The organism is Paraburkholderia sp. BL23I1N1 (assembly GCF_003610295.1).
In the GTDB taxonomy this organism is placed as follows: Bacteria; Pseudomonadota; Gammaproteobacteria; order Burkholderiales; family Burkholderiaceae; genus Paraburkholderia.
In genome coordinates, this window is sequence record NZ_RAPV01000001.1 from 3,480,346 (window position 1) to 3,503,444 (window position 23,099).

27 protein-coding genes and 1 pseudogene are annotated in these 23,099 nt (G+C 63.0%); 18 read left to right on the plus strand and 10 right to left on the minus strand.

Features of this window, described 5'->3' with window-relative positions:
• Positions 1–51 precede the first annotated feature (51 nt).
• Positions 52–621, plus strand: coding sequence for a chromate transporter (locus B0G76_RS16210; RefSeq protein WP_120296436.1), 570 nt, complete (start codon positions 52–54; stop codon positions 619–621).
• Entirely contained in the window at positions 618–1,148 is a 531-nt protein-coding gene (locus tag B0G76_RS16215) for a chromate transporter (RefSeq protein WP_120293509.1), read from the plus strand. Before B0G76_RS16210 ends, B0G76_RS16215 begins: the two co-directional genes overlap by 4 nt.
• A 58-nt stretch (positions 1,149–1,206) precedes the next feature.
• Here the strand turns inward: B0G76_RS16215 and B0G76_RS16220 are convergent, their stop codons facing one another.
• On the minus strand, positions 1,207–2,733 hold the full coding sequence (locus tag B0G76_RS16220) for an AMP nucleosidase (RefSeq protein WP_120293510.1): 1,527 nt from the start codon (positions 2,731–2,733) through the stop codon (positions 1,207–1,209).
• Positions 2,734–2,933: 200 nt separating this feature from the next.
• On the opposite strand from B0G76_RS16220, the gene B0G76_RS16225 reads away from it, so the two are divergent.
• The 6 genes from B0G76_RS16225 to B0G76_RS16250 all read left to right on the plus strand — a co-directional run bounded on the left by B0G76_RS16225 (position 2,934) and on the right by B0G76_RS16250 (position 6,768).
• Complete coding sequence (locus B0G76_RS16225; protein WP_120293511.1) at positions 2,934–3,329, plus strand: hypothetical protein; 396 nt, start codon at positions 2,934–2,936, stop codon at positions 3,327–3,329.
• A 161-nt stretch (positions 3,330–3,490) separates the two neighbouring features.
• Positions 3,491–4,486 carry a homoserine kinase gene (locus tag B0G76_RS16230; RefSeq protein WP_120293512.1) on the plus strand — a complete coding sequence of 332 codons (996 nt, stop codon included), beginning with the start codon at positions 3,491–3,493 and terminating at the stop codon, positions 4,484–4,486.
• On the plus strand, positions 4,477–5,283 hold the full coding sequence (locus B0G76_RS16235; RefSeq protein ID WP_120293513.1) for a BPSS1780 family membrane protein: 807 nt from the start codon (positions 4,477–4,479) through the stop codon (positions 5,281–5,283). The genes B0G76_RS16230 and B0G76_RS16235 overlap by 10 nt, the downstream gene beginning before the upstream one ends.
• Before the next feature lie 182 nt (positions 5,284–5,465).
• Entirely contained in the window at positions 5,466–5,918 is a 453-nt protein-coding gene (locus tag B0G76_RS16240) for a MarR family winged helix-turn-helix transcriptional regulator (RefSeq protein WP_120293514.1), read from the plus strand.
• 168 nt (positions 5,919–6,086) lie between these two features.
• Complete coding sequence (locus B0G76_RS16245) at positions 6,087–6,506, plus strand: organic hydroperoxide resistance protein (protein WP_120293515.1); 420 nt, start codon at positions 6,087–6,089, stop codon at positions 6,504–6,506.
• Positions 6,507–6,579: 73 nt separating this feature from the next.
• The gene (locus B0G76_RS16250; RefSeq protein WP_120293516.1) at positions 6,580–6,768 is read left to right on the plus strand and encodes a hypothetical protein; all 189 of its coding nucleotides are present in this window, start codon (positions 6,580–6,582) and stop codon (positions 6,766–6,768) included.
• A 301-nt stretch (positions 6,769–7,069) separates the two neighbouring features.
• Here the strand turns inward: B0G76_RS16250 and B0G76_RS16255 are convergent, their stop codons facing one another.
• The gene (locus B0G76_RS16255) at positions 7,070–7,246 is read right to left on the minus strand and encodes a DUF3563 family protein (protein WP_120293517.1); all 177 of its coding nucleotides are present in this window, start codon (positions 7,244–7,246) and stop codon (positions 7,070–7,072) included.
• 107 nt (positions 7,247–7,353) lie between these two features.
• On the minus strand, positions 7,354–8,550 hold the full coding sequence (locus B0G76_RS16260; protein WP_120293518.1) for a PHB depolymerase family esterase: 1,197 nt from the start codon (positions 8,548–8,550) through the stop codon (positions 7,354–7,356).
• 358 nt (positions 8,551–8,908) lie between these two features.
• Between B0G76_RS16260 and B0G76_RS16265 the strand changes: the two genes are divergently transcribed.
• The 4 genes from B0G76_RS16265 to B0G76_RS16280 all read left to right on the plus strand — a co-directional run bounded on the left by B0G76_RS16265 (position 8,909) and on the right by B0G76_RS16280 (position 11,963).
• Entirely contained in the window at positions 8,909–9,610 is a 702-nt protein-coding gene (locus tag B0G76_RS16265; protein ID WP_120293519.1) for a phosphatase PAP2 family protein, read from the plus strand.
• 168 nt (positions 9,611–9,778) lie between these two features.
• On the plus strand, positions 9,779–10,552 hold the full coding sequence (gene modA, locus B0G76_RS16270) for a molybdate ABC transporter substrate-binding protein (protein ID WP_120293520.1): 774 nt from the start codon (positions 9,779–9,781) through the stop codon (positions 10,550–10,552).
• Between the two features lie 18 nt (positions 10,553–10,570).
• Positions 10,571–11,245 (plus strand): molybdate ABC transporter permease subunit, encoded by a 675-nt coding sequence (modB, locus tag B0G76_RS16275; RefSeq protein WP_120293521.1) that lies wholly within the window; start codon positions 10,571–10,573, stop codon positions 11,243–11,245.
• 1 nt (position 11,246) lies between these two features.
• On the plus strand, positions 11,247–11,963 hold the full coding sequence (locus B0G76_RS16280; RefSeq protein WP_120293522.1) for a sulfate/molybdate ABC transporter ATP-binding protein: 717 nt from the start codon (positions 11,247–11,249) through the stop codon (positions 11,961–11,963).
• Here B0G76_RS16280 and B0G76_RS16285 read toward each other — a convergent pair.
• Positions 11,926–12,762, minus strand: coding sequence for a TOBE domain-containing protein (locus B0G76_RS16285; RefSeq protein WP_120293523.1), 837 nt, complete (start codon positions 12,760–12,762; stop codon positions 11,926–11,928). The two genes, B0G76_RS16280 and B0G76_RS16285, sit on opposite strands and share 38 nt — an antisense overlap.
• Before the next feature lie 92 nt (positions 12,763–12,854).
• Positions 12,855–13,238: a tautomerase family protein gene (locus tag B0G76_RS16290; RefSeq protein ID WP_120293524.1), complete on the minus strand. Its 384-nt coding sequence runs from the start codon at positions 13,236–13,238 to the stop codon at positions 12,855–12,857.
• 100 nt (positions 13,239–13,338) lie between these two features.
• Between B0G76_RS16290 and B0G76_RS16295 the strand changes: the two genes are divergently transcribed.
• From B0G76_RS16295 to argP, 3 genes and pseudogenes are all read left to right on the plus strand, one after another.
• On the plus strand, positions 13,339–14,190 hold the full coding sequence (locus B0G76_RS16295; RefSeq protein WP_120293525.1) for a LysR substrate-binding domain-containing protein: 852 nt from the start codon (positions 13,339–13,341) through the stop codon (positions 14,188–14,190).
• A 77-nt stretch (positions 14,191–14,267) separates the two neighbouring features.
• Positions 14,268–14,669 carry a DUF2442 domain-containing protein gene (locus tag B0G76_RS16300; protein WP_183082069.1) on the plus strand — a complete coding sequence of 134 codons (402 nt, stop codon included), beginning with the start codon at positions 14,268–14,270 and terminating at the stop codon, positions 14,667–14,669.
• Between the two features lie 25 nt (positions 14,670–14,694).
• Positions 14,695–15,620: pseudogene (gene argP / locus B0G76_RS16305) on the plus strand (HTH-type transcriptional regulator ArgP).
• A gap of 8 nt (positions 15,621–15,628) precedes the next feature.
• Here the strand turns inward: argP and B0G76_RS16310 are convergent.
• Entirely contained in the window at positions 15,629–16,234 is a 606-nt protein-coding gene (locus B0G76_RS16310; RefSeq protein WP_120296437.1) for a hypothetical protein, read from the minus strand.
• 112 nt (positions 16,235–16,346) lie between these two features.
• On the opposite strand from B0G76_RS16310, the gene B0G76_RS16315 reads away from it, so the two are divergent.
• Together B0G76_RS16315 and B0G76_RS16320 are read left to right on the plus strand one after the other, a co-directional pair.
• Positions 16,347–16,784, plus strand: coding sequence for an MbcA/ParS/Xre antitoxin family protein (locus tag B0G76_RS16315; protein WP_120293527.1), 438 nt, complete (start codon positions 16,347–16,349; stop codon positions 16,782–16,784).
• Positions 16,781–17,482, plus strand: coding sequence for an RES family NAD+ phosphorylase (locus B0G76_RS16320; protein ID WP_120293528.1), 702 nt, complete (start codon positions 16,781–16,783; stop codon positions 17,480–17,482). The genes B0G76_RS16315 and B0G76_RS16320 overlap by 4 nt, the downstream gene beginning before the upstream one ends.
• A gap of 24 nt (positions 17,483–17,506) precedes the next feature.
• Here B0G76_RS16320 and B0G76_RS16325 read toward each other — a convergent pair whose 3' ends face one another.
• The 4 genes from B0G76_RS16325 to B0G76_RS16340 form a co-directional block, all read right to left on the minus strand.
• A complete protein-coding gene (locus tag B0G76_RS16325; RefSeq protein ID WP_120293529.1) occupies positions 17,507–18,244 on the minus strand; it encodes a metallophosphoesterase in 738 nt (245 codons plus the stop codon).
• A 148-nt stretch (positions 18,245–18,392) separates the two neighbouring features.
• Positions 18,393–19,832 carry a cytochrome c gene (locus tag B0G76_RS16330; protein ID WP_120293530.1) on the minus strand — a complete coding sequence of 480 codons (1,440 nt, stop codon included), beginning with the start codon at positions 19,830–19,832 and terminating at the stop codon, positions 18,393–18,395.
• 19 nt (positions 19,833–19,851) lie between these two features.
• A complete protein-coding gene (locus B0G76_RS16335) occupies positions 19,852–21,453 on the minus strand; it encodes a GMC family oxidoreductase (RefSeq protein ID WP_120293531.1) in 1,602 nt (533 codons plus the stop codon).
• A gap of 117 nt (positions 21,454–21,570) precedes the next feature.
• Positions 21,571–22,215, minus strand: coding sequence for a sugar dehydrogenase complex small subunit (locus B0G76_RS16340; RefSeq protein ID WP_183082070.1), 645 nt, complete (start codon positions 22,213–22,215; stop codon positions 21,571–21,573).
• Between the two features lie 200 nt (positions 22,216–22,415).
• Here B0G76_RS16340 and B0G76_RS16345 point away from each other — a divergent pair, with 200 nt between their 5' ends.
• Positions 22,416–23,078 (plus strand): DUF1345 domain-containing protein, encoded by a 663-nt coding sequence (locus B0G76_RS16345; RefSeq protein ID WP_120293533.1) that lies wholly within the window; start codon positions 22,416–22,418, stop codon positions 23,076–23,078.
• Positions 23,079–23,099: the final 21 nt, after the last annotated feature.

Sequence of the window (23,099 nt, forward strand, 5' to 3'; positions counted from 1 at the left end):
CACTACGTATTCGGCGCTAACCTTCTGGGCTTGAACGGGAAGCTTGGCGATATGGATCACGATCTCACCTCGGCCGGGGCCGCCTTGGCGCCCACGCCCACATTGCGGGAAATTTTTGGCGGCTTTCTCGGGCTCGGGCTGATCTCGTTCGGCGGCGCACTGCCGCTGGCGCGCCGCGCCGTGGTCGAACAGCGGCGCTGGCTGACCGGCGCGGAATTCACCGACCTGCTCGGCCTTTGCCAATTCCTGCCAGGCGGCAATGTGATCAATCTTTCTGTGGCGATCGGGATGCGCTTTCGCGGCGTGCCGGGTGCGCTGGCGGGTTTGCTCGGATTGATCGCGGGGCCGTCGATGATAGTAATCGGCCTTGGCGTGCTGTATGAGCACACGCAAAACGACCCGCATGTTCGCCATCTGTTTGCCGGTCTCGCGGCGGCGGCGTCCGGCCTGCTGATCTCGATGGCCGTGAAGATCCTGCTGCCGTTACGCGACAAACCCATGGCCGCGCTCATCGCGGCGCTCGGTTTCATCGCGATCGCCATCATGCGCCTGCCGCTTCTGCCTACGATGCTGGTGCTCACGCCGCTCAGCATCTACATCGCGTCGAGGGCCGCACGATGAACGACACACTCGCTTCCCTTGCGATCATTTTCAGCCAGCTTTCGCTGCTCGCGTTCGGTGGCGGCAACACGATTCTTCCGGAGATGCAGCGTCAGGTGGTGGATGTGCATCACTGGATGCCGGCCAGCGAATTCAGCGCGCTGTTCGCGCTCGCGCAGGCGGCGCCTGGGCCGAATCTGATGATCGTGACGCTGGTCGGCTGGCACGTGGCGGGTTGGGCGGGGATGCTGGTGACTTCGGTGGCGAAGTTCGGACCGTCTTCGCTCGTAACGATTCTTGCGCTGCATGCGTGGGATCGATTCAAGGACCGTCCGTGGCGGCGTTACGCGCAAATGGGGCTGGTGTCGGTGACGGCGGGCATTGTTGCGGCAAGTGCGGCCCTGATCGCCGAAGCGTCGAACCCGACGTCGATTGCATGGGCGATCACCGTTTTTACCGCTGTGCTGGCGTTGAAAACGCGCATTCATCCGCTGTGGCTGCTGGCGGCGGGGAGCTTGATTGGGCTGACGGGGTTTGGGCAGTTTTGAGTCTTGAGGTGGCGGGGCGAGCGAAGCAGACGCTCGCCCTCGCCTTATCGAAAAGCGCTTACTGAAACGCCACTTCCGCGAAGCTGCGCAACTTGCGGCTATGCAAACGATGCAAACCGTTCATGCGCAACAACTCCATCGCCTTCACACCGATCTGCAAATGCTGATCGACTTGCGCGCGATAGAACTGATCCGCCATACCGGGCAGTTTCAATTCGCCATGCAAGGGCTTGTCCGACACGCATAACAACGTGCCGTAAGGCACGCGGAAGCGGAACCCATTGGCGGCGATCGTCGCGCTTTCCATATCGAGTGCGACCGCACGGCTTTGCGACAGCCGCTGCACCGGTTCGCGATGATCGCGCAACTCCCAGTTACGGTTATCCACGCTCGCCACCGTGCCCGTGCGCATCACCCGCTTCAACTCGACACCATCCAGTTGCGTGACCTGAGCAACCGCACGCTCCAACGCCACCTGCACTTCGGCAAGTGCAGGAATCGGCACCCACAGCGGCAAGTCGTCGTCGAGCACGTGATCCTCGCGCACATAGCCGTGCGCCAGCACGTAATCGCCCAAACGCTGCGTGTTACGCAGACCCGCGCAGTGGCCAAGCATGATCCACGCATGCGGACGCAGCACGGCGATGTGGTCCGTGATCGTCTTCGCGTTCGAGGGCCCGACACCGATGTTGACCATCGTGATGCCGCTGCCGTCGGCGCGCTTCAGGTGATACGCGGGCATCTGCGGCAGACGCGGCGGCGCCGTGCCTTCCTGCGCCTGCTCGCCGAGATTTTCGTTGTACGTGATCACGTCGCCCGGTTCGACGAACGACGTATATTCGCTGCGATAGGCGCGCAGTTCTTCGTCGTCGGTATGGGCCATCATCGTGCGGCCGAGTTTGACGAACTCGTCGATATAGAACTGGTAGTTCGTGTACAGCACGTAGTTCTGGCAATGCGTGGGCGAGGTGGCCGTGTAATGCTTCAGCCGATGCAGTGAGAAATCCACCCGCGCCGCCGTGAACAGCGCAAGCGGATGCGGCTCGCCCGGCGGCGGCTCATACGTGCCGTTGACGATGCGGTCATCGAGCAGCGCCAGGTCCGGCGTGTCGAACACGTCGCGCATCAGGAACAGGCGTTCGCGATCGAGATCGCCTTCAAGATGGATGCCTTCGGCAAAGGCAAAGTGAATCGGAATCGGCTGTTCAGACACCCCGACTTCGATCTTCACGTGATGGTTCTTCGCCAGCAGGCGCAGTTGTTCACGATAATAGTTGCCGAACAGATCGGGCCGCGTGACAGTTGTCTCGAACACGCCGGGGCCCGCAACGAAACCGTACGAGCGGCGCGAGTCGATATGCGTGTTGACTTCGGTGCGCACTCTGACGAACGGATAGCAGGCGCGTACCCGTCGCTCGAACAGTTCGTTGCGGCGGTAGCGCGCGAAGGCGTCGCGCAGGAACGAGGTGTTCGCTTCGTAGATCGCCGACAAACGCGTGACGGCCTCGGTCGCGTCGTCAAAGGATTCGGTTGGGAAGCTGTTGGCGGGAATCTGCACCGCGCGTTGATTGGTATCGTAGTTCATCTTCGTTCGCCCCTATTGATGAGATGACATTACCACGGAACCCGGGATCGCCAAATGACCTCGCGGCGCCTACCACAACCGCCTCGACAGCGGCCGCAAGATTGCGCGCACGTGGCGCGAAAGCGGCGCAAAATAAGGCCATCGCGCCCGTAGGCAAGGCTGGATTTGCTAGAATCGGGGCACCATTTTGGAGAATCACCATGAAGCCGCTCCTTCCCGTCGCCGTTGCACTGGCCCTCGCCTTTGGCAACGCCGCGATGGCTGCCCAGCCTGTCGATGACACTCCGCCCCCCGGCGTGCCCCAGTCCGCCAACGAACGGGCCGGCCTGCCTGACCTGGAGAAGATCAATCGTCCGGCCGCCGAGGTCAGCTCGAAGGTCGAAATCAACGTCCCGCGCACGCCAAGCTTTCACGAACGCAGCCCCAACGGGACCGAAATCACCGAATACCGCGACAAAGGCAAGCCCGTTGAAATCAACGTGCGCTCGAATCTCGGCACGCGCTATCAGATGAGCGCGCCGCTCGACACGTCGCCCACCGTGCGCGACAACGGCCGCGCAAGCACGCGTTTGCCGTCGGTGAACCTGACTTATTGATGCATGCTGGGGTGGCGGCGCGGCGTCAGCCGCTCCCCTGGTTCTGTGCGGCCCGCGGGCGTCGCCCGCGGGTTTTCAGCCTGCTTGCCGATTTCCAGCACCCCACATCTCGCACTGGTCGCATCGCGCCAGCCCGACTAACCTGATCCGACGTTTCCCGCATGGCTGTCTTCACCGCTGTCACCGAACCCCAACTAGCAGAATGGATGCGTCACTACGATCTCGGCGAAGTCGTCGAGTTTCGCGGCATCCCGTCCGGTATTGAGAACAGCAACTTCTTTCTGACGACGACGCGCGGCGAATACGTCCTCACGATTTTCGAAAAGCTGACGGCCGAGCAATTGCCGTTCTATCTCGATCTGATGCAGCATTTAGTCGCACACCGCGTGCCGGTGCCGGATCCCATGCTACGCGAAGACGGCGCGCTGTTCGGCACGCTGCACGGCAAGCCCGCAGCCATCGTGACCAAGCTCGAAGGCGGGCCGGAGCTGACGCCGAAAGTCGAACACTGTGTCGAAGTCGGCCAAATGCTCGCGCGCATGCATCTGGCGGGACGCGACTACCCGCGATATCAGCCGAATCTGCGCAGCCTGCCATGGTGGCAAGAGACCGTGCCGACCATCCTGCCGTTCCTCGCCGGCGCGCAGCGCGACCTGCTGTCGTCCGAATTGGCGCATCAGGAGGCGTTCTTCGCGTCGGCGGATTACGCCGCGTTGCCCGAGGGCCCCTGCCACGCCGACCTGTTCCGCGACAACGTGCTGTTCGCGCGTGCCGCGCCGGAAACCGGCCACGAGGTGCGGCTGGGCGGCTTCTTCGACTTCTATTTCGCCGGCTGCGACAAGTGGCTGTTCGACGTCGCGGTAACGGTCAACGACTGGTGCGTCGACCTCGCCACCGGCAAGCTGGATGACGCGCGCACCAAAGCCATGCTGCGCGCCTACCAAACCGTGCGCCCGTTCACCGCTGAAGAAAACCGCCATTGGGGCGACATGCTGCGTGCGGGCGCCTACCGCTTCTGGGTCTCGCGCCTGTATGATTTTCATTTGCCGCGCGCGGCCGAACTGCTCAAACCGCACGACCCCGGCCATTTCGAGCGCATCCTGCGCGAACGCCTGACCGGCGTTGCACTTCCAGGCATTCATACCTCATGCAACTGATCGAAGTCCCCGCGAAAACCGGCTATATCTGGTTCCGGCAGGGTATCTGGCTGTTCCGCAAGAACCCGCTCGCGTTTCTGACGCTGTTCTTTACCTATCTGCTGGTCATGACGCTGGCGGCGCAGATTCCGGTCGTCGGCGGCGTACTGCCGCTGGTCTTCATTCCAGGCGTTGCGGTCGGCTTCATGGCCGCATGCCGCAATACCATCGCGGGCAAGCCGGTGTTCCCGACCATTCTGGTGGACGGCTTTCACTCGTACGGCCCGGCGGTCGCCAAACGTCTGCTGCTGATGGGCGTGCTGTACGTCGTCGCGATGGCGCTGGTGCTGGCCGGCTCGGCGCTCGCCGACGGCGGCATGCTGTTGAAGGTCATGCTCGGCGTGACCACGGTGGATCAGGACGCGATCGCCAACAGCAATATTCCGCTGGCGGTGATCACCGCGCTCGCGCTCTACATTCCGGTCGCGATGATTTTCTGGTTCTCGCCGGTTCTTACCGCGTGGCACGACGTGCCGCCCGTCAAGGCAATGTTCTTCAGCGTGGTCAGTTGCTGGCGCAATCGTGGCGCGTTCATCGTGTTCGGCGCATTGTGGTTCGCGGTGGCGACAACGGTCTCGTTCGGCCTCACCGCGCTGATGCAGGCGCTGGGCGCGGCCGACTTCGCGTTCGCGATTCTGATGCCTGCCACGATGATCGTCACGACCATGCTGTATTGCTCGTTCTACGCGACCTATCGCGGCTGCTTCGGCGTGCAAACGCCCGAAGCGCCGGACCTGCCGACCACCCCGGCGGCCTGAACCCTGTGCAGGCACGGGCGCTCTTCTGGCGCCCGGCCGTAGTTCTGCCGTAGCTTTGTCTTAGGGCGCCACGCCGCCAGTTGCTTCGCCAAATCCCAACCGCACTCGTCAACTTGCCTCGATTTGCGGCACAATAGTTTGCGCGCAATCGATTTGCACGCTCTTTTTATGCGAGATGCACCATGACCCAGCGCCCCGCCTTGCCCTTCACGCTCGACGAACAACTCTGCTTCGCGCTCTATTCGACCTCGCTTGCGATGACGAAAGCGTACAAACCGTTGCTCGACAAGCTCGGCCTCACCTATCCGCAATATCTGGCGATGCTGGTGCTCTGGGAAGCCGACGACGTCGCGGTCAAAGACCTCGCCGCGCGGCTGAATCTCGACTCGGCAACGGTCACGCCGCTGCTCAAACGTCTCGAAGCGCAGGGATACCTGGAACGGGTACGCGGTGTCGAAGATGAGCGGCTCGTCTATATCCGGCTCACCAAAGCGGGCACCGCCCTGAAGCGCCAGGCTCGCGAAGTGCCGGCAGAAATCTTCTGCGCGACCCAGCAGACGCCTGAATTCCTGCTCCGTCTGCGCAACGATCTGACGCGCCTGCGCACCACGCTCAACGATTACATGGACCACTAGCCGGTCTGCCTGAAAAGCGCACTATCGATACGATACAAAAATTCATTTGCACACAAATGATTTGTGTACTATCTTTATCACATGCCGCTTCGATGCGGCTCCGCCGGAAAGGTGGGCAAGCAACGGCAAGCATGCAATCCCTGATAACCGAGACAATGGAGCATCACCATGAACATCCTCTACAAAGCAAGCGCAACCAGCACCGGTGGCCGTGACGGCCGTGCAGTATCGTCGGACAATGCGTTGGACGTGAAGCTGGCGGCACCGCGTGAACTGGGCGGCAACGGCGCAGCGGGCACAAACCCGGAACAGCTGTTTGCAGCCGGCTACTCGGCATGTTTTCTGAGCGCGATGAAATTCGTCGCCAGCCAGCACAAGCAAACTTTGCCGGCTGACACGCAAGTGACGGCAGAAGTGGGTATCGGCCCGAACGACAACGGTGGCTTCGCGCTCGACATCGATCTGCGCGTCTCGTTGCCGGGCCTCGCTGCCGACGCAGCCAAGGAACTGGTCGACGCAGCGCATCAGGTCTGCCCGTACTCGAACGCCACGCGCAACAACGTCGCAGTGCGCCTGCAAATCGCGTAAGCGGTGGCCTGAACGGCTCGCGGATGAATAGTTGACGCCGCGCGGCAGAATCGCGGCACCTGAAACAGCGCCCATGCCCTGCAAAACGGGGATGGGCGCTGCGCCGTTTTACGGGCTCGGCATGCAATGTGGAATTCCGATTAAACGCGTTCAGCGCCTCGTCGACGCCTTCGATATCGGCCTGGCCTGGGTTCGCCATGACCTGTACAGCATGGACAACGCCCCGCTATACCATGCGCTCAAGCAATGCGAGCGCATCTGATGCGGGCGCCGTGGCTGCCGGGTGCGGAACGGGAATCGAGAGGAATGCGGCGGGATATTGGGCAAGGATTGTCCTGCACCAATCGTCGATCCCGACGAAGCGCGGCAGCGTACGTTTGCCCTTTTCGGCAAGTAAGTACCCGCTCACGTTGTTGTGATCGGAGTGTCTGGGAATACTGTAAGAAGCGCTGTAAAAAGCGCCGTTTGCCGTCGCTACTCGTGTTTTAGCGCTGATCGCTTGGGCACGCCGCCCCAAGCACCGGCGTTCTTCAATACCCGCCGATGCTTCAAACTCGCGCAGCTTAGTGCTGGGTCATCCACGACGGATGGCGGGTGGTCGCCTCACGATCCAGCTTGCGCATACGGAATTCCAGATCGTACAGATCGGTTGCCTCTGCGAGGAAAGCGTCAGCGCGTTCTTTCGCGAGTTGATCGGGCGATTTGGTCAAGAACAGAAACAGGCGGCTAAGCAGATACATGGTCAACCTCGACAATGAGTTTAGGCGTTAACGCCTAGGGAATAACCCGTATTATAGGGAAAACCCTAGGATTGCGCCATCACTCATTTCGAGGTGTTGTTCCAAGTTCACCGTTCGTCCGCCGAGGCTTCTGTGACAGTGCTTTCAGCGATACAACCGGTGCCCGTGCGGCGCTGGTGCCGGAAGAATTCCCACACCATAGCGCTTGCGTCGGGACCTTTGGCGGAGTGGAACGGTACCGCGTCGTCGCCGCCGCTCCAGGCGTGCGCGAGACCTTGCACACGGCACAGCCGCACCACACGCCGTCCGCCGCGCAAATAGTCGCGCATCACCACGCCTCCCTTGCGCTCTTCCTTGACCTCACCCGATTTGCGCACGCCTTTCTCGTCGACGATCCGGTTCAGGCGGAGAAACTGCTCCGCCAACTGGTCCGCATTGACCGGCGCGACCACATGATCGGCATCGCCATGGAGAATGATGGCCGGCATGCCAGGGTAATCCGCCACATTAACGAGTTCGTCGACTAACTCGGCGGGCTCGCGTCGCGTGCCGCGCCGCATGACGTCCATGGCGGTAATGCCGGAACGCGCCTCCCCGAAAGCGGGGCCGGAATGCAGCGCGACCGCTGCGAAATGCTCCGGATAGTTGGCGGCCAGAAGCGCGGTCAGCCCGGCGCCTGCGGAGATTCCGGCGACATACACACGCTCGCTGTCAAAGCCATGCTCGGCAACCAGCGAATCCACCAGCGACACAACCGCACGCGTCTCAGCGCCGCCCGCGTTATCGCTGGCGTCGTACCAATGCCAGCAGCGATGCGAATGCACGTGCTTCGACTGTTCCGGATAAACCACGGCGAAGCCGAACCGGTCCGCGAGCACGTTCATCCGCGTGCCTTCCGCGAATTCCTCAATCGACTGGGTGCAGCCGTGCAGCATCACCACCAGTGGCATCGCCTCGTGCGCGTGGCCGGTCGGGATATACAGACCATACTGAAGGTGGTTGACGAGCCGCCCCGGCGAGACAGGCGCCGAATGGAACGAGCGCGTCCATGAACCGCTCGCCCAAGCCGAAGCGCGCGGACGAACCCGCGACTCCCGTGGGGCGGCGCGCGGCGCCTCGCGTTTCGCGGAGGCGCGCAAAGCGGCCACCGGCTTGACAGGACGGACCTTGGCCGAAGGCTTGCTGGTCGGAGCGCGTGCCGGCCGCGTGGGAGCACGCTTGGTGGTTGCGTGGGCATGCTCGGTTTGAATGGCGAGCAACCGCTTGAGACCGCGCAGCCAGATTTTCGAGAGACTTTTTGCCATCGGCGGGTAACCTCGCAAAAAGGGACAGGTGACGCTCGATAGAACGACGCTTTGTTGTGCAATGCACAATAACACCATTCCTCATGCGATGCTGGAAGCCTGAGCCCCTGTCGAGCACCGATTTTTCCGGTCAGCGAACCTTGCAGCAGCAACAACGTCAAATCGTTGCAAAGCTTGTTCGCCAGCCAACGTCCTGCGACAAAAAGCCTGGCGCGCGGCAAGCCTGGCCCGAAGCACCCGTCTATACTGGCGGGTAAATAATGTCGGAACACGCCATTGCGCCGTCGGCGATTCACGCCGTTCGCGCGTTAAACCACTACCAACCCGATTCTACGCGGCCTTGGTCGCGCTTTTTGCCATGCCCGATTTACCTGCCCATCTGTGGTACTCGATCACCAGTTTCGGCGGCGCCGGTATGACGCTGCCGCTCGCGTTCGCCATCGCACTCTGGCTGGCGGTCGGCTACACGTGGCGCATGGCTGCAGGCTGGCTGCTGCTGCTGGGTGCGGCCATCGGCGTTGTGACCGTGACCAAGCTGGCCTTCCTCGGCTGGGGGGTCGGCATACGCGAACTGGATTTCACCGGCGTCAGCGGTCACGCCATGTTGTCTACCGCCGTCTATCCGGTCGCGCTGTTCCTGATGTTGCTACCGGCGCGTCCGGCAATTCGTGTGCTGGGCGTCATGCTGGGTCTGGCCGCGGGCATCGCGGTCGGTTTGTCGCGCGTCGTACTGAGCGCTCACTCACCGTCCGAGGCCGTCACCGGCTGCCTGGTCGGCGCGCTGGCGGCGCTGATTTTCGTGCGCATGGCGTGGAATCTCGAGCCGGGCCGGTTGTCGGCGTTGCCCGTCACCGCGAGTCTCATGATTCTCGCGGTGCTGATGCACGGCGTGCATGTGCCGACACAACGCTGGGTCACGCATATCGCGCTGAAGGTGTCCGGTCATGAGCGACCGTTCATCCGGGCCAAGTGGAGAGCCGTGCGTGACGTCCACCCCGCCACGGCGCCGCTGTCGCAGACACTCAACACGCTTACGCCGCCGCAATCCTCGCGCGTCTGAAGCACGTCCACCGATCGCGGGTCCGGCAACTGAAGCCCTCGCCCGCAGATCCGCGCGCCACGTCATGCGCGCAATTGAATAATCGTCATGGGTACCGTTATAACCTTTCATATATTACGATAGCGTTTTAACCCACCGTTCCGGCGCACGCCGGACATCCCGACCTTCATGACACTGTCCCGCCACCTCGCGAAACATGCGCTGTTCATCGCCAGCGCCCTCTCCGTTGCCGTCAGCGCAAATGCGCGTGCCGACGAACTGGTGGTCTCCGCTGCCGCCAGCCTGACCAACGCGTTCAAAGCAGTGAGCGAGGTGTTCGAACAGCAGCATCCCGGCACCAAGGTCCTGCTGAACTTCGGCGCGTCCGACGTGCTGATGCAGCAAATCGCCAAGGGAGCGCCCGCCGACGTGTTCGCCTCCGCGGATCAGAAAGCGATGGACAAGGCCGTCGCGGAAAAAGTGATCGTTCCCGCCACGCGCCGCGATTTCGCCGCGAATTCGCTGGTGCTGATCGTGCCGGCCGACAGCCATTTCGCACCGGCCTCGCTTACCGATCTGGCCTCGGCGAATGTGAAGCGTGTGGCTTACGGTGATCCGGCTTCGGTGCCGATCGGCCGCTATGCGCAAGGCGCGCTGCAAGCCGCGGGCGTGTGGGACGCGGTCAGCGCGAAGGCTGTGCTGGCATCGAACGTACGCCAGAGCCTGGACTACGTGTCGCGCGGTGAAGTCGACGCCGGCTTCGTGTTCAGCACCGACGCCGCGGTCATGCCGGACAAGGTCAAGGTCGCGATGAACGTGCCGACGCAAACGCCGATCACCTATCCGATCGCGCAGGTCGAAGGCAGCCGTCACGCGGCCGACGCGCAGGCCTTCATGATCTTCGTGCTCTCGCCGGCCGGCCAGGCCGTGCTCGCGAAGTACGGTTTCAAGCCCGCGCATTGATTTAGGACCTGCACGCTCATGCAACAGGCCTGGATTCCGCTCCTGCTGTCGCTGAAAGTGGCAGGCTGGGCCACCGCGCTCAATCTGGTGTTCGGCGTCGCGGCCGGCTTCGGTTTGTCGCGCTGGCGCTCGGGCGCGCGCGACGTGATCGATTCGCTGTTCATGTTGCCGCTCGTGATGCCACCCACCGTGCTCGGCTATTACCTGCTCGTGCTGCTCGGCCGACGCGGCGTGATCGGCGCATGGCTCGACCGCTTCGATATCCAGTTAGTGTTCACCTGGCAGGGCGCCGTGATCGCGTCGACGGTGGTGGCGTTTCCGCTCGTGCTGAAGTCTGCGCGCGCCGCCTTCGAAGCGGTCGATCCGCAGCTCGAGCGGGCCGCGCGCACGCTCGGCGTCAGCGAAACGGCCATCTTCTTTCGCGTGACGCTGCCGCTCGCCGCCCGCGGCATTCTCGCCGGTGGATTGCTGGCCTTTGCGCGAGCGCTCGGCGAATTCGGCGCGACGCTGATGATCGCGGGCAACTTGCCAGGACGCACGCAGACGCTTTCGGTTGCGGTCTATTCGGCCGTGCAGGCCGGCGACGACAGCACCGCCAATTTCCTCGTGCTCGTGACTTCGGTGACGTGTGTCGTGATCCTGTTGCTCGCGGGCCGTCTGGTGCCGCAGCACACGCTTTTGTCGTCCCGCTGATATGCCGCTCGCCGTCGACATCCGCAAGACCTTCGAGAGCGCCGAGCGCCGTTTCACGCTCGACGTCTCGTTCAGGACGACCACGCAGCGCGTCGTGCTGTTCGGGCCATCCGGAGCGGGAAAGAGCTTGACGCTGCAGGCCATCGCGGGTTTGCTGCGCCCCGACGAAGGCGCGATCACGCTGCATGGAAACGCTTTATTCGACAGCGCGCGCGGCGTCGATCAGAAACCGCAGGCGCGCAAGATCGCGTATCTGTTTCAGGACTACGCGCTGTTTCCTCACCTGAATGTGCGGCAGAACATCGGCTTCGGGCTGCAGCAGGGTTGGCTCAATCCGCGCGCGCGGATCTCGCACCCGCAAGTCGACTACTGGCTCGATGCGCTCGAGTTGAAAAGCGTGGCAGGCAATCATCCGGCGCAGCTTTCGGGCGGACAGAAGCAGCGCGTGGCGCTGGCGCGGGCGCTGGTCGCGCAACCCCGGTTGCTCTTGCTCGACGAGCCGTTTTCCGCGCTCGATAGCGCGCTGCGTCAGCGTATGCGGCGCGAGCTGTCAGACCTGCAAACGCGGCTCGATATTCCGATGGTGTTGATCACGCACGATCCCGACGACGTCGCCGCCTTCGGCGATCAGGTCGTGCAGGTCAGCGACGGGTGCGTGCGCGAGAACAGCGGCAAAGTATTCAGTCCTTCACCCCAAGAATCACACTCGACGCCTTGAATGCCGCGACGGCGGTTCCGCCTTCCACAAGGCCGAGCGTATCGACGCTTTCATTCGTGACGACCGCGGTGATCACCGCACCGCCGTCCAGCACCAACGACACCTCCGCGCTGACCGCCCCGCACTTCACGCTCAGCACGGTGCCGCGCAACTGATTGCGCGCGGACAGTTTCAGCGGCGCACCGCTTGCGTTCTCCACGAGCAGCACCACCCACGACGCCTTGATCAACGCGAACGCCGCCTCTCCCTTCGCGAGGCCCAGCGTCTCGGTGCTTTCATGCGTGACGACCGCGACGATCGTATGGCCGCCCGGCAGTGCCAGCGACACTTCGTCATTGACCGTCCCGCGCGTGATCGCGGACACCGTGCCATACAGCTGATTGCGCGCGCTCGTTTTCACGCCGATGCGGCCAATCAGATCCCAGTCTGTCGCGAAACCTTCGATCGCCGCGCCCGCGCGTTCGAGAAAACGCCGATGCTCGCGTTCGACCGCCCGAAACGTCTCGATCAGCTTCACCGCGCGCGGCGTGAGCGTGGTGCCGCCACCGCCTTTGCCGCCGGTCGAGCGCACGACGAGCGGTTCGCCGGCGAGGTTGTTCATCGTATCGACGGCGTCCCACGCGCCCTTGTAGCTCATGCCGACGGCTTTCGCCGCACTGGTAATCGAGCCGGTCTCGCCGATCGCCGCGAGCAGCGCGATGCGCGCCGCGCCGCCGAGCGTTTGCGCGCCCGCCTTAAACCAGAGGGAGCCGCCGAGTTCAAGGGCTTCGTGAGACGGATCGTTGCGGTCGGATGTCATGGCGGCAGGGGTCGATGTGGGAGGAAAGGACAGCGAATCATTATAGCGACGCACCGTCCTTTAACGGCTGCCCACATGGCACGCCGCCAACCTCACAGCGCGTACTGCGCGATCCCGTTTCCGAACGACCAATTCTCCCTCAGTACTTCGACGATATTGACGAGTACGTCCTCTCGTCGCAGCCCCGGCGACTTCGCCAGCTCATCCGCCATGCGCTTGTACAGCGCCTTCTTTTGTTCGAGCGTGCGCGTATTGTTCAACGTGATCTGAATCATCACGAGATCGTCGCTGCGCTCGACGTTCAGATACTGCTTGTCGTACACAAAATTGGCGGCTTCGTGCTCGTTGATCAGCATGAAGATGTCGTCTTTCGGCACATTGAACGTGTCCACCAGCGAACGCTGAATGCTGTCCGTCAGCGCCTTCCGGTATTCCGCCGGCTTGCCGGCGCGCAATGCAATTCGAGTGAGCGGCATGGTGAAACTCCTTGGTTGAAGTGATTGGGTAAACACAGCTTAGGCGCACTCCGTCATAATGAACAGTCATCATTGATTATTTCATCTATATTCACTCGAAATGAAAGTCCTCGATCTCGATGCGGTGCGGGCCTTCGTGCTGGTCGCCGATCTGCACAGCTTCACGCGAGCCGCCGACGCACTCGACACCACGCAATCGGCTGTCAGTCTGAAACTCAAGCGGCTGGAGGCGTACCTCGGCAAGCAGTTGGTGGAACGCACACCGCGCGTCGTGCGTCTTTCCGCGGACGGCAACGCATTCCTTGGCGCGGCCCGCGACCTGCTGAGCGCGCATGAGCGGGCGCTGGGTGCGCTGTCGGTGGAGCGCCGGCGGCTCACGCTGGGGCTGAGCGAGCACGTCGCGGGTACGAACTTGCCGCAGTTGCTTGCGCGTCTCAACGCGCACGATCCGGGTCTGGTGGTCGAACTGCATCTGGGCACGTCAGCGGCGCTGCTCGCGCAATTCGACGAACGGCGCCTCGACGCGGTGATCGTTCGCTATGGCGCCGACGAGCCGCCGCGTGACGACGCGCAGGCGCTGTTCAGCGAGCCGCTTGGCTGGCTCGCGACGCCGGAATGGCTGCCGCGTGTCGGCGAGCCGTTGGCGTTGGCATTGCTGAGTCCGCCGTGCAATGTGCGCGACATCGCGCTGCACACGCTGAATCAGGCGGGGATTGCCTGGCAGGAAGTGTTCGTTGGCGGCGGAGTGGCGGCGGTCGGTGCAGCGGTTGCGGCGGGTCTCGCCGTGTCGCCGCTGGCGCGCAGAGTGGCGCCGCGAGGGTTGGTGGATGTCGGTGCCCGGCTGGGTTTGCCTCAGTTGCCGGAATCGCGCGTAACTTTGCATTCGCGGGTGAGAGATACGCGGTCGATGGAAACGTTGCGGTTGGTGACGAATGGATTGGCAAGCGGCTGAGACATTCAGACGCTTCATTATAAAAACCCAAGCGGCTACGGTATATTCCTGTGCTCCGCATGGAAAGGAATCCACGCATGAACAGCAGCGAAGAATGGCGGCTCGCGCGGGAACGTGGCGCCGAAACCGCCAAGCGTCCCGCCGCGCGCAGCGCATGCTACAAGCCACGCACGAAACGGCTCGAAATCACGCTGACCAATGACATTTCGCTGTTGGTGCCAGCCGCCTATATCGAGGGTTTGCACAACGCGTCGGCAGCGGATTTACGCTCGATCGAGATATTCGGTCTCGGTTCAGCGCTCGTTTTTCCGGCGCTTGACGTGGTCGTGTCGGTGCACGGCCTGATCGACGGTGTATTCGGCTCCAAAGCATGGATGCGCGATATCGGCCGCAGCGGCGGCCGTGCGAAATCCGAGGCGAAATCGGCGGCAGCCCGCGAGAACGGCAAGAAAGGCGGCCGTCCGCGAAAGGCTGCGTGAGGCTTATCACCCCCAAAGGCACTCAGTGGACCTCGACCCCCGACAAACCACCGCCGTCCGCGCGGTCATCGAAACCAGCAGCTTCGAGCAGGCCGCCGCGCGACTGAACATCACGTCCTCGGCGGTATCGCAGCGTGTGCGAGCGCTCGAAACGCGCCTGGGCAATCCGCTGATCGTACGCACGCGCCCGCGCCGCGCGACGCAGATGGGCCAGCGTCTATTGCAGTATTTACGGCGCGCCGCCCTCCTTGAAGACGACTTCGCCAGCGATCTGGCGGGCGCCAACGAAGCGCTGCTGAACGTTGCCGCCGCCGTGAACGCGGATACGCTGTCCACATGGTTTTTCCCCCGCGCTCTCCGAGATTCTGCTGCGGGAAAACGTCCTGCTGGATCTAACCGTCGACGATCAGGACCACACCCACGCGCTCCTCGCCTCAGGCCTCGCGATCGGCTGCATCACCACTGAACCGGCACCGATGCGCGGCTGTTTCGCGGAGCGGCTCGGCGCGATGCGCTACCGGCCGGTGGCTTCGGCAACCTTCGTCGAGCGATGGTTTCCGAATGGATTGACGCGAGAAAGCGCGCGGCGCGCGCCGGTGATCCTGTCCTCACGCAAGGACGCGTTGCAGGCGCGCTTTCTGGAGACGCGCTTCGGGCCTACCGCCGGAAGCCTATCCGTGCCATTACGTGCCCGCGCCGGTGCCGCGCTACATGGCAATCCAGCGCGGCCTGGCGTATGGCATGGTGCCCGAACTGGAATTCGGCGACGCCGTGGAGCGCGGCGAACTGGTCGACCTTGCGCCGAAGCAGCCCACGGATGTCGAGTTGTACTGGCACGCCTGGAAGGTCCAGTCACCCCGGCTCGAAAAGCTCTCGGCACGCATCGTCGAACTGGGCCGCGCGGCCCTGGGTCAGCCGGGCGCCAGGACCAAACGCAAACGCGCCGCCTGAACCCGCGCTTAGTGGAGGATCGGCGGCAACGAGCCGCTGCTGGCGGTAGCAGGATTGGCGGTGGTGGCCGCGGGACTCGCTGTGATGTTTGCGGCCTTGGCAGGCGCGCTCGTGTGGACGACAGCCGGTTTGGCCGCGCCGGTTTTCGCCGCGACCTTGACCACGTGGGGACGCGCTGTATGACCTTGAACCAGGTTGGCGCGCATGATCCTGGCTTGACCCGGTTTCGCCTGAGCAATGTGTGCGGGCGGCTTTTTACCTTGCGCCACCACGGCTGCCTTCGACTTAGGCTTGCCTGCACTCTTGACTACGCCGCCGTGGGTCACATTGCTGGCCGCAACCTTCTTCACGCCGCCGTGCGCCACCGGCTTGCCGCTGTTCTTTGACGCAGAAGCCACCCGCTGCGCGCCATGCTGACCGCTCGTCGCGTGCGTCGAACCCGGCTTCGCGCCAGCCGTGGCCTTGACCTTGGGAGCACCCGTCGTTTTCTTGACATGCTTCGCCGCATGCCCGGAAGACTCGGGCGGATTCCACACTTCCGCATAACCGGCCGCCATTGCCGCACCAGACACACACCACACTGCAACTGCTGTTGCTACTGCTCGAACCCACATCTCCTGCTTCTCCTGATCTTCGGCTTCATAACGAGCCAGGATTATATTCTCTTGCAAAAATCCATTTTTAGACTAATATAAACTTCAAGTACAGATAAGGACTCACCCGATCATGGCTCACGCTGCCCGCGCCACCCAACCCGAACCGCCAATCCGCCGGCCGGTTCCGGAACCCACGCTGACGGACATGTCGGCGGCAGGCCTGCGCGCGTTCTTCAACATCGCGCGAGACTGGGACTTGAGCGCCGAAGAGCAGATCGTGCTGCTTGGCTCGCCGGGCCGCTCCACCTACTTCAAATGGAAATCCGCCCCGGCAACAGCCCGTCTCGGGCGCGACACGCTGGAACGCCTGTCGCTGCTGCTTGGCATCTATAAGGCCCTGCAAATCCTGCTGCCGCAACCCAGCGCCGCCGACGCCTGGATCAAGCGCCCCAACAGCGCGCCGCCGTTCGGCGGCCGCCGCGCGCTGGACCGCATGCTAGCCGGTAATATCAGCGACCTCGTGGCCGTGCGCCAGTATCTCGACGCGATGCGAGGCGGCTGGGCGTGACACAACCGCATTGGCAGGACCGCTGGCGCAGCGCGCCGCTTGACTGGCCGCCCGCGTACCGCGTGATTCCGACGCGCTTTCCGGCCGTCAATCTGTTCGACCGGGTTGCATCACCAGAAGATTTCGACGCCCTCTACGCGCTCGAAGCAATGACCAACGACCGCTTGCGCACCGAAGTCGGCGAGCTCGATCTCGTGCCACGCGAAGAGCGCCGTTTCGGCCCGGGGTACGGACCGATCATGGCGGCGTTGACGCACCTGAATCCGCTCGGCAGCCGCTTCTCGGACGGCACATATGGCGTGTTCTATTGCGCCCGCTCGCGTGCCACCGCGATCGCCGAGACGCGCTATCACACGGGGAAGTTTCTGGAGGCAACCGCCGAGCCGCCCATGCGGCAGCAAATGCGCCTCTACACCGTGGTGGCGCAAGGCAACGTGGTCGATATTCGCGGCGACGTCTCGCTCGATCTCGCGGTGCTGTCGCCCGACGACTATCTCGCCGGACAATCGCTCGGCCGTGCCGTGCGCGAGGCCGGTGCGCCAGGCATCGTGTATCCGTCGGTGCGGGATGACGAAGGCGAGTGCCTTGCCGCGTTCAGAACCACACTGCTGCGCGACTGCCATCACGCGGCGTATCTGGAATACAACTGGAACGGCACGAGCATCGATATCGTGTTCGAACTCAATCAGGTAGGCTAAGCGTCACGAAACGTCACGAAAGAATCAGGGCAAGGCCAGCGCCGCCGCCCCGCTCTCCCGCGCCGCCTCGACCGTGATCGACCAGCGCAGCAATGCCCGCGGCTCCACGATCGTCAGCTTGCCGCCAGGCCCGAATGCGCCGGTGTCGATGAAAATCTGTGAGCCGATCTGCTGGATGTCGCGCATCGGCGTATGGCCGCAATAGGTCAGCGAAAGGCCCTGCTGCCGCTGCGGATCACCATTGCCCAAGGCCAGATCGCGCCCCCACAGCAACCGCTGGCGCGTTTCGTCGGAAAAATTTCCGGCGTCGAGCTCGGCGTCCGTGCCGAAGAATTCGGCATGCAGAATATTGAAGCGCTCCTTACCGCTGCCGACCACACGCACGAGCGGCAGCGTGCGCAGACGTTCAGCGTAGTGCTGCAAGCGTTCGTCGGACACATCCGCCGCCCATATCCCACCGATTCCATACCACCACTGGCGCCGCATGCGCCCATCGGCGACAGCGCACAAGGTGTCTTCGTGATTGCCGAGCACTGCGTGAAACCACGGTTTGTCGAGCAGGGCCAACGCCTGCTCGGAATGCTCGCCGCGGTCCACCAGATCGCCGACCGAAAAGAGCCGGTCGCGCGCGGGCTCAAACGCGATATCGCGCAGCAGATAGCGCAACGCATCGACGCAGCCATGCAAATCGCCGACGACAAAGTCGCGGCCGCTCTGATTGGCCGGGTGATGCTGAACGGAGTTGACGAGTACGGAATCCATTCGCTCATGATAGTTCGGCATCCGCAAACGCGTATGCGCGTTGCCGATCTTTTCCTGGCGCCCCGCGCCGCCGAAATCACGTAAAAACGACGCAAAAATGGTGTATCCCCAGCAGAAGTTACCGGAAAATACCCCATTGACGCGGTCATTATTGCTGTGTGCGCAGCTTGGCGACCTGATCTACCGTCACCGTGGACTGCGGATTGCCGAACTGTCTGGTCACGTAATTGGTGATAGCCGCCACTTGATCGTCGGTGAGCTGGGTGGCGAACGCGGGCATCAGCACGTCAGCCTGTTTCGTCGTACGACTTACGCCGTGCAGGATCACCATCGCCAGATTGTTGGCGTCGCTCGCACCGACCGCCGAGTTGTGGATTAGCGACGGATACGCGCCCGGCGCGCTTGCGCCAACGCCCTGGCCGGTCCAGTTATGGCACGTCGCGCAATTGGCGATAAACAGCTGCGCGCCGTTCACCGCATTGATCGTGGTGCCGCGCATCGCGGTGACGTCGTCGACGGCGGGATTGCCCCACTGATCGCGCGGACGCGATTCTCCACCGTTGATCGGCGGCACCGAGCGCAGGTACGTGACGATCGAGCGGATGTCCTCGTGCGTCAGGTACTGCGTGCTGTCGGTCACCACCTCGGCCATCGGGCCCGCCGCATTGGCGCGGCCCGGCGCCGCGCCGGTCGACAGATACGCGGCCAGTTCGTCGTCGCTCCAGTTGCCCACGCCGCTGTTCTTGTCCGGCGTGATGTTGTACGCATGCCAGCCGGCCTGTACGGCGCCCGAAAAGCGCGAACTCGTCTTCAAACCCTGCGTGAAATTGCGCGGCGTATGGCACTCCTCGCAATGCGCGAGTCCTACGACCAGATACGCGCCGCGATTCCACTCGGCGCTTTGCTTCGGGTCGGGGACGAAACGGCCTTCGTCGAAATTGAACAGATTCCAGAACACCATCAGCCAGCGCAGGTTGAAGGGGAATTTCAGGGTATTGCTGGGCGGCGCGTAGTGGATCGGCGTCAGCGTGTTCAGATACGCGCGAATGGCGAGCACGTCCTGATCGGTGACCTTGGTGTATTCCGCATACGGGAAGGCCGGATACAGCCGCTCGCCGCTCTTGCCGATGCCTTCATGCATCGCCCGCAGAAAATCGGCGTCGCTCCATTGGCCGATGCCGGTATCCGGGTCGGGCGTGATGTTCGGTGTCACGATCGTACCGAACGGCGTGTTGATCGGCAGGCCGCCCGCGAACGGGCGTGTCTTGTCGGCCGTGTGGCAGGCAACACAATCGCCGGCGCGTGCGAGGTATTCACCGCGTTTCACGAGATCGCTGCTGGTCGCCGCCGTCGGTGTGGCCGCTGTTTGGGCCGCTGCATTGGCCGGTTGCGAGGCGTCGTCCGCGCGAGCCTGCGCGATCGGCAGCTCGTCGTTATGCCGCGCGGCCGGCACGTGCGCTTTGTGCCAGGCGACATACAGCGCAAACAGCGAGAAGGCCGCCGCCAGCGTCGCCACCCGGAAGCGGCGGCGACGCGCGCTCTGAACCAGCGCATCGGCCGGCTGCACGCGAGAGGTGTTCTTCGTCATTGTGGCTCTCCGTTCAGGCTCAGATTTCACGCTTGAGCTTGTCCGCCAGCTTCAGCGACAAGGCCGCGATCGTCAGCGTGCAATTCACGGAGGCGGCAGTCGGCATCACGCCGCTGCTGGCGATGAACAGATTCGAGTGATCGTGCGTGCGGCAGTCCGCGTCGACGACCGAATCCCCAGGATCGCTGCCCATGATCGTGGTGCCCATGATGTGATTGTTCGGCGCGAACGTATCGTCGAACGAGACCTCGGCGCCACCGAATAGCGCGGCAATCTGTGCGTACACTTCATGCGTGTTGGCCGCGCTCTTCTTCACATAATCGTTGATCGAGTAGTAGATCTCGGGCTGCGGAATACCGAGCGCGTCCTTGTGATCCGCCGAGGGCACCACGCGGTTCTGCGGCTCCGCGAGATGCTCGTGAAAACTGTTGATGCTTAGCGTGCGTGCCGCGCGATCGCGAATTTGCCGGTCGAGCTCGGCGCCGGTAAGGCCTTGTTTCAGCAAATCGGCGGTCACGCTCATGGTCGGCACGCCATTCGACAGATGCAGCTTTTTTGCGGCGTAATCCGAGCGGAACGCGCCGTCGCGGAAGTTGACGATCGAGGTCATTTCCATGGGCCCGCGTCCGGGCCACAGCGGCTCATTGGCGAGGAAGGTGACGCCCGTGCCCGGATGGTCCATCAGGTTACGGCCCACCTGATCCGAACTGTTGCCGATGCCGTGCGCGAATTTGTCGGTGGTCGACATCAGCATCAGCTTCGGCGTTTCGATACCGTTGGCGGCGAGCACGAACAGCTTGCCGCTCACACGTGTGCTGTTGCCGTTCGGGTCCTTGTAGTGGACGGCCGTGATGAGCCCTTTGTTGTCCGCTTCGACGTGGTAAACAACCGCTTGGGGAATCAGCTTCGCGCCGGCCTGTTCGGCCTTCTCCGCATGCACCACGCCGTTGTACATCGCGGCGATCGGGCAGATCGGCATGCAGTTGTTGTTGCCGCAGCAGGTGGGCCGCGCATCGTACGGGCGGCTGTTACGCGCGACCGGTTCGGGTACCACCTTGAAGCCCTGTGCGTTGAGCACATCGCTAAAGCGCTGATCCATGTACGACAGCGGCAACGCGCTCATCGGATAAGGTCTGGAGCGCGGCGAACCGAGATCGATCGTGCTGTCCGGCCCGGAAACGCCCAATTCCATTTCAGCCGCCAGGTACCACGGCTCCAGTGTTTCGTACGGATAAGGCCAATCACGTCCCACGCCGTACAGCTTGTGCAGCTGAAAATCGGACGGCAACAGCCGCCACGCAGCGGCCGCCCAATGCCACGTCGTGCCGCCGACCAGTCGCACATACTGTGAGTTGTACGGATAGTCGCCTTTCTGGATCAGGTAATTGTTGGCGGGCGCGTACTCGGGATGCGGTGCGTACGGCGTGGAGGGATAGGGCGTCGCGAAGTCGGACTTGACCGGCGAATTGCGGAAATTCTCGACGATCTGCCAGCGCGGAATACGCGGCCCGGCTTCGAGCAGAATCACCGACGCGCCGGCCAGCGCCATCTGATACGCAACCAGCCCACCTGCCACGCCGGACCCGACCACGACGATATCGGCGGAATTTGAGTTTGCCATTGCTGCCCTCTTCTTGCTTATCGTTACTTGCTGGGCTCGCGTCCCGGCGTTTCGTCGAACAGCTCAATCAGGCAATACGACGCTACGACAAACCGGCACGCGCGAGAGGAACGTCGTTCAGGCGCTCACCGGCTTCTGTGTCCAATAGAACGGTACGTCGCGGCAATAGGACGGTATCGTCAGCACGTCTTTGACCGGCTCGAACATCAGCGCTTTTTCATAAGCGACCACCTCCACATGCGGCATGTCGCCCACGAGACCGAGATACCACGCACGCGTGATCGCGCTGACGAACCTGGCGAGCGCCGGCTGATCGACCTGCAATGCCTGCGTGACCGTATCGGACGGTACACCGCCATGACCTTGCAGCCACGTGTTGAGCGCGGCGACGTTCTGGGAGAACTGGCTGTCGGATTTGGCGAGGGCATCGTAGACACGTTTGCCGAGCACGGCGTCGAAGCCCGTGCGGCCGGTCAGACGTTGCGAGAGCGCGAGGAAGGCATCGAGGCCGCCGCCGGCGGGCGCATCGGCGAACGCTGGGGCAATCCACGAGAGCGAGCGGCCCGCGCCGGCAAATGCCAGCGCGGCGGCAGTGGCGCATGCGCCGAGCACCCATGCTCTGCGCGGGGCGGAAATCAAAAACGAACGTGAAGCTTGAAACGAGGGCGACTGCGAAGAGCTCTGAGAAGAACGCAGCGAAGACGAAGTTGACGACGAAAGCCCGGCCGGGTGCGTCTCTTTGCTCTCAGGAACATCTGTCATGGGGACTCCAGATGGTGAGTCGATCGTGGGTCATTTTCAACGCGCACGACAAAAAACACGCCGCCTGCCAATCGCCTTTCAACTGAAAGCGACACGCAAGGCCGTTGCGAAAGACTATAGCCTGTGATTCCCCCATTCGACAAACGGCGCCCGATGCGCGAGTAGAATCCGCGAACAGACGGCCCTCCACTCCTGATCCCATGCTCACAAAAATTTATCCGCAGGTTCTTCGCAATCGACCACGCATGCTGATCGGCCTCGCCGTCGGTCTCGTGGCCGCGCTGGCGCTCCCCGAACACACGCGCCCCATGGTGCGTGTTCTGGCCGGCTGGGATGCCGCCGTGTGGAGCTATCTCGTGCTGATCTGGATACACATGGCCGCCGCCGACGAAGGCCATGTCCGCGAATTCGCGCGGCGCGACGACGAAAACGCGGGCGTGGTGCTGGTCGTGATCTGCGTCGCGACGGTCGCCAGTATTGCGGCGATCGTGCTCGAACTGGCTTCGGCGAAGGGCACCGCCGGTGCCTCGACTGCATGGCACTACCTGCTGACCGGCCTCACGATGTTCGGCGCATGGTTCATGATCCCGACTATTTTCACGTCGCACTACGCGCGGCTTTACTACGACGCCGATGCCACGGAGACCGCCCTGCTGTTTCCCGACCACAAGCTCCAGCCGAACTACTGGGACTTCCTGTACTTCTCGTTCACCATCGCGGTGGCCTCGCAGACCTCGGACGTGGTGCTGCGCTCGCGGTCGATTCGCCGCGCGGCGCTCGCGCAGTCGATCCTGTCGTTCTACTTCAATGTTGCCGTGCTCGGCTTGTGCGTGAACATCGCGGCGGGCTTGCTCGGCTCCTAGCCATGTAAAAACCCGGACGAC

What these genes read in the sequence shown, in the direction of transcription:
- B0G76_RS16345 (WP_120293533.1), top strand. Translation starts at nt 22,416, where the DNA reads ATGCTCACAAAAATTTATCCGCAGGTTCTTCGCAATCGACCACGCATG.
- B0G76_RS16330 (WP_120293530.1), bottom strand. Translation starts at nt 19,832, where the DNA reads ATGACGAAGAACACCTCTCGCGTGCAGCCGGCCGATGCGCTGGTTCAG.
- B0G76_RS16225 (WP_120293511.1), top strand. Translation starts at nt 2,934, where the DNA reads ATGAAGCCGCTCCTTCCCGTCGCCGTTGCACTGGCCCTCGCCTTTGGC.
- B0G76_RS16235 (WP_120293513.1), top strand. Translation starts at nt 4,477, where the DNA reads ATGCAACTGATCGAAGTCCCCGCGAAAACCGGCTATATCTGGTTCCGG.
- B0G76_RS16210 (WP_120296436.1), top strand. Translation starts at nt 52, where the DNA reads ATGGATCACGATCTCACCTCGGCCGGGGCCGCCTTGGCGCCCACGCCC.
- modB (WP_120293521.1), top strand. Translation starts at nt 10,571, where the DNA reads ATGCAACAGGCCTGGATTCCGCTCCTGCTGTCGCTGAAAGTGGCAGGC.
- B0G76_RS16215 (WP_120293509.1), top strand. Translation starts at nt 618, where the DNA reads ATGAACGACACACTCGCTTCCCTTGCGATCATTTTCAGCCAGCTTTCG.
- modA (WP_120293520.1), top strand. Translation starts at nt 9,779, where the DNA reads ATGACACTGTCCCGCCACCTCGCGAAACATGCGCTGTTCATCGCCAGC.
- B0G76_RS16325 (WP_120293529.1), bottom strand. Translation starts at nt 18,244, where the DNA reads ATGGATTCCGTACTCGTCAACTCCGTTCAGCATCACCCGGCCAATCAG.
- B0G76_RS16290 (WP_120293524.1), bottom strand. Translation starts at nt 13,238, where the DNA reads ATGCCGCTCACTCGAATTGCATTGCGCGCCGGCAAGCCGGCGGAATAC.
- B0G76_RS16315 (WP_120293527.1), top strand. Translation starts at nt 16,347, where the DNA reads ATGGCTCACGCTGCCCGCGCCACCCAACCCGAACCGCCAATCCGCCGG.
- B0G76_RS16280 (WP_120293522.1), top strand. Translation starts at nt 11,247, where the DNA reads ATGCCGCTCGCCGTCGACATCCGCAAGACCTTCGAGAGCGCCGAGCGC.
- B0G76_RS16340 (WP_183082070.1), bottom strand. Translation starts at nt 22,215, where the DNA reads ATGACAGATGTTCCTGAGAGCAAAGAGACGCACCCGGCCGGGCTTTCG.
- B0G76_RS16255 (WP_120293517.1), bottom strand. Translation starts at nt 7,246, where the DNA reads ATGTATCTGCTTAGCCGCCTGTTTCTGTTCTTGACCAAATCGCCCGAT.
- B0G76_RS16265 (WP_120293519.1), top strand. Translation starts at nt 8,909, where the DNA reads ATGCCCGATTTACCTGCCCATCTGTGGTACTCGATCACCAGTTTCGGC.
- B0G76_RS16285 (WP_120293523.1), bottom strand. Translation starts at nt 12,762, where the DNA reads ATGACATCCGACCGCAACGATCCGTCTCACGAAGCCCTTGAACTCGGC.
- B0G76_RS16220 (WP_120293510.1), bottom strand. Translation starts at nt 2,733, where the DNA reads ATGAACTACGATACCAATCAACGCGCGGTGCAGATTCCCGCCAACAGC.
- B0G76_RS16335 (WP_120293531.1), bottom strand. Translation starts at nt 21,453, where the DNA reads ATGGCAAACTCAAATTCCGCCGATATCGTCGTGGTCGGGTCCGGCGTG.
- B0G76_RS16245 (WP_120293515.1), top strand. Translation starts at nt 6,087, where the DNA reads ATGAACATCCTCTACAAAGCAAGCGCAACCAGCACCGGTGGCCGTGAC.
- B0G76_RS16250 (WP_120293516.1), top strand. Translation starts at nt 6,580, where the DNA reads ATGCCCTGCAAAACGGGGATGGGCGCTGCGCCGTTTTACGGGCTCGGC.
- B0G76_RS16310 (WP_120296437.1), bottom strand. Translation starts at nt 16,234, where the DNA reads ATGTGGGTTCGAGCAGTAGCAACAGCAGTTGCAGTGTGGTGTGTGTCT.
- B0G76_RS16295 (WP_120293525.1), top strand. Translation starts at nt 13,339, where the DNA reads ATGAAAGTCCTCGATCTCGATGCGGTGCGGGCCTTCGTGCTGGTCGCC.
- B0G76_RS16300 (WP_183082069.1), top strand. Translation starts at nt 14,268, where the DNA reads ATGAACAGCAGCGAAGAATGGCGGCTCGCGCGGGAACGTGGCGCCGAA.
- B0G76_RS16260 (WP_120293518.1), bottom strand. Translation starts at nt 8,550, where the DNA reads ATGGCAAAAAGTCTCTCGAAAATCTGGCTGCGCGGTCTCAAGCGGTTG.
- B0G76_RS16240 (WP_120293514.1), top strand. Translation starts at nt 5,466, where the DNA reads ATGACCCAGCGCCCCGCCTTGCCCTTCACGCTCGACGAACAACTCTGC.
- B0G76_RS16230 (WP_120293512.1), top strand. Translation starts at nt 3,491, where the DNA reads ATGGCTGTCTTCACCGCTGTCACCGAACCCCAACTAGCAGAATGGATG.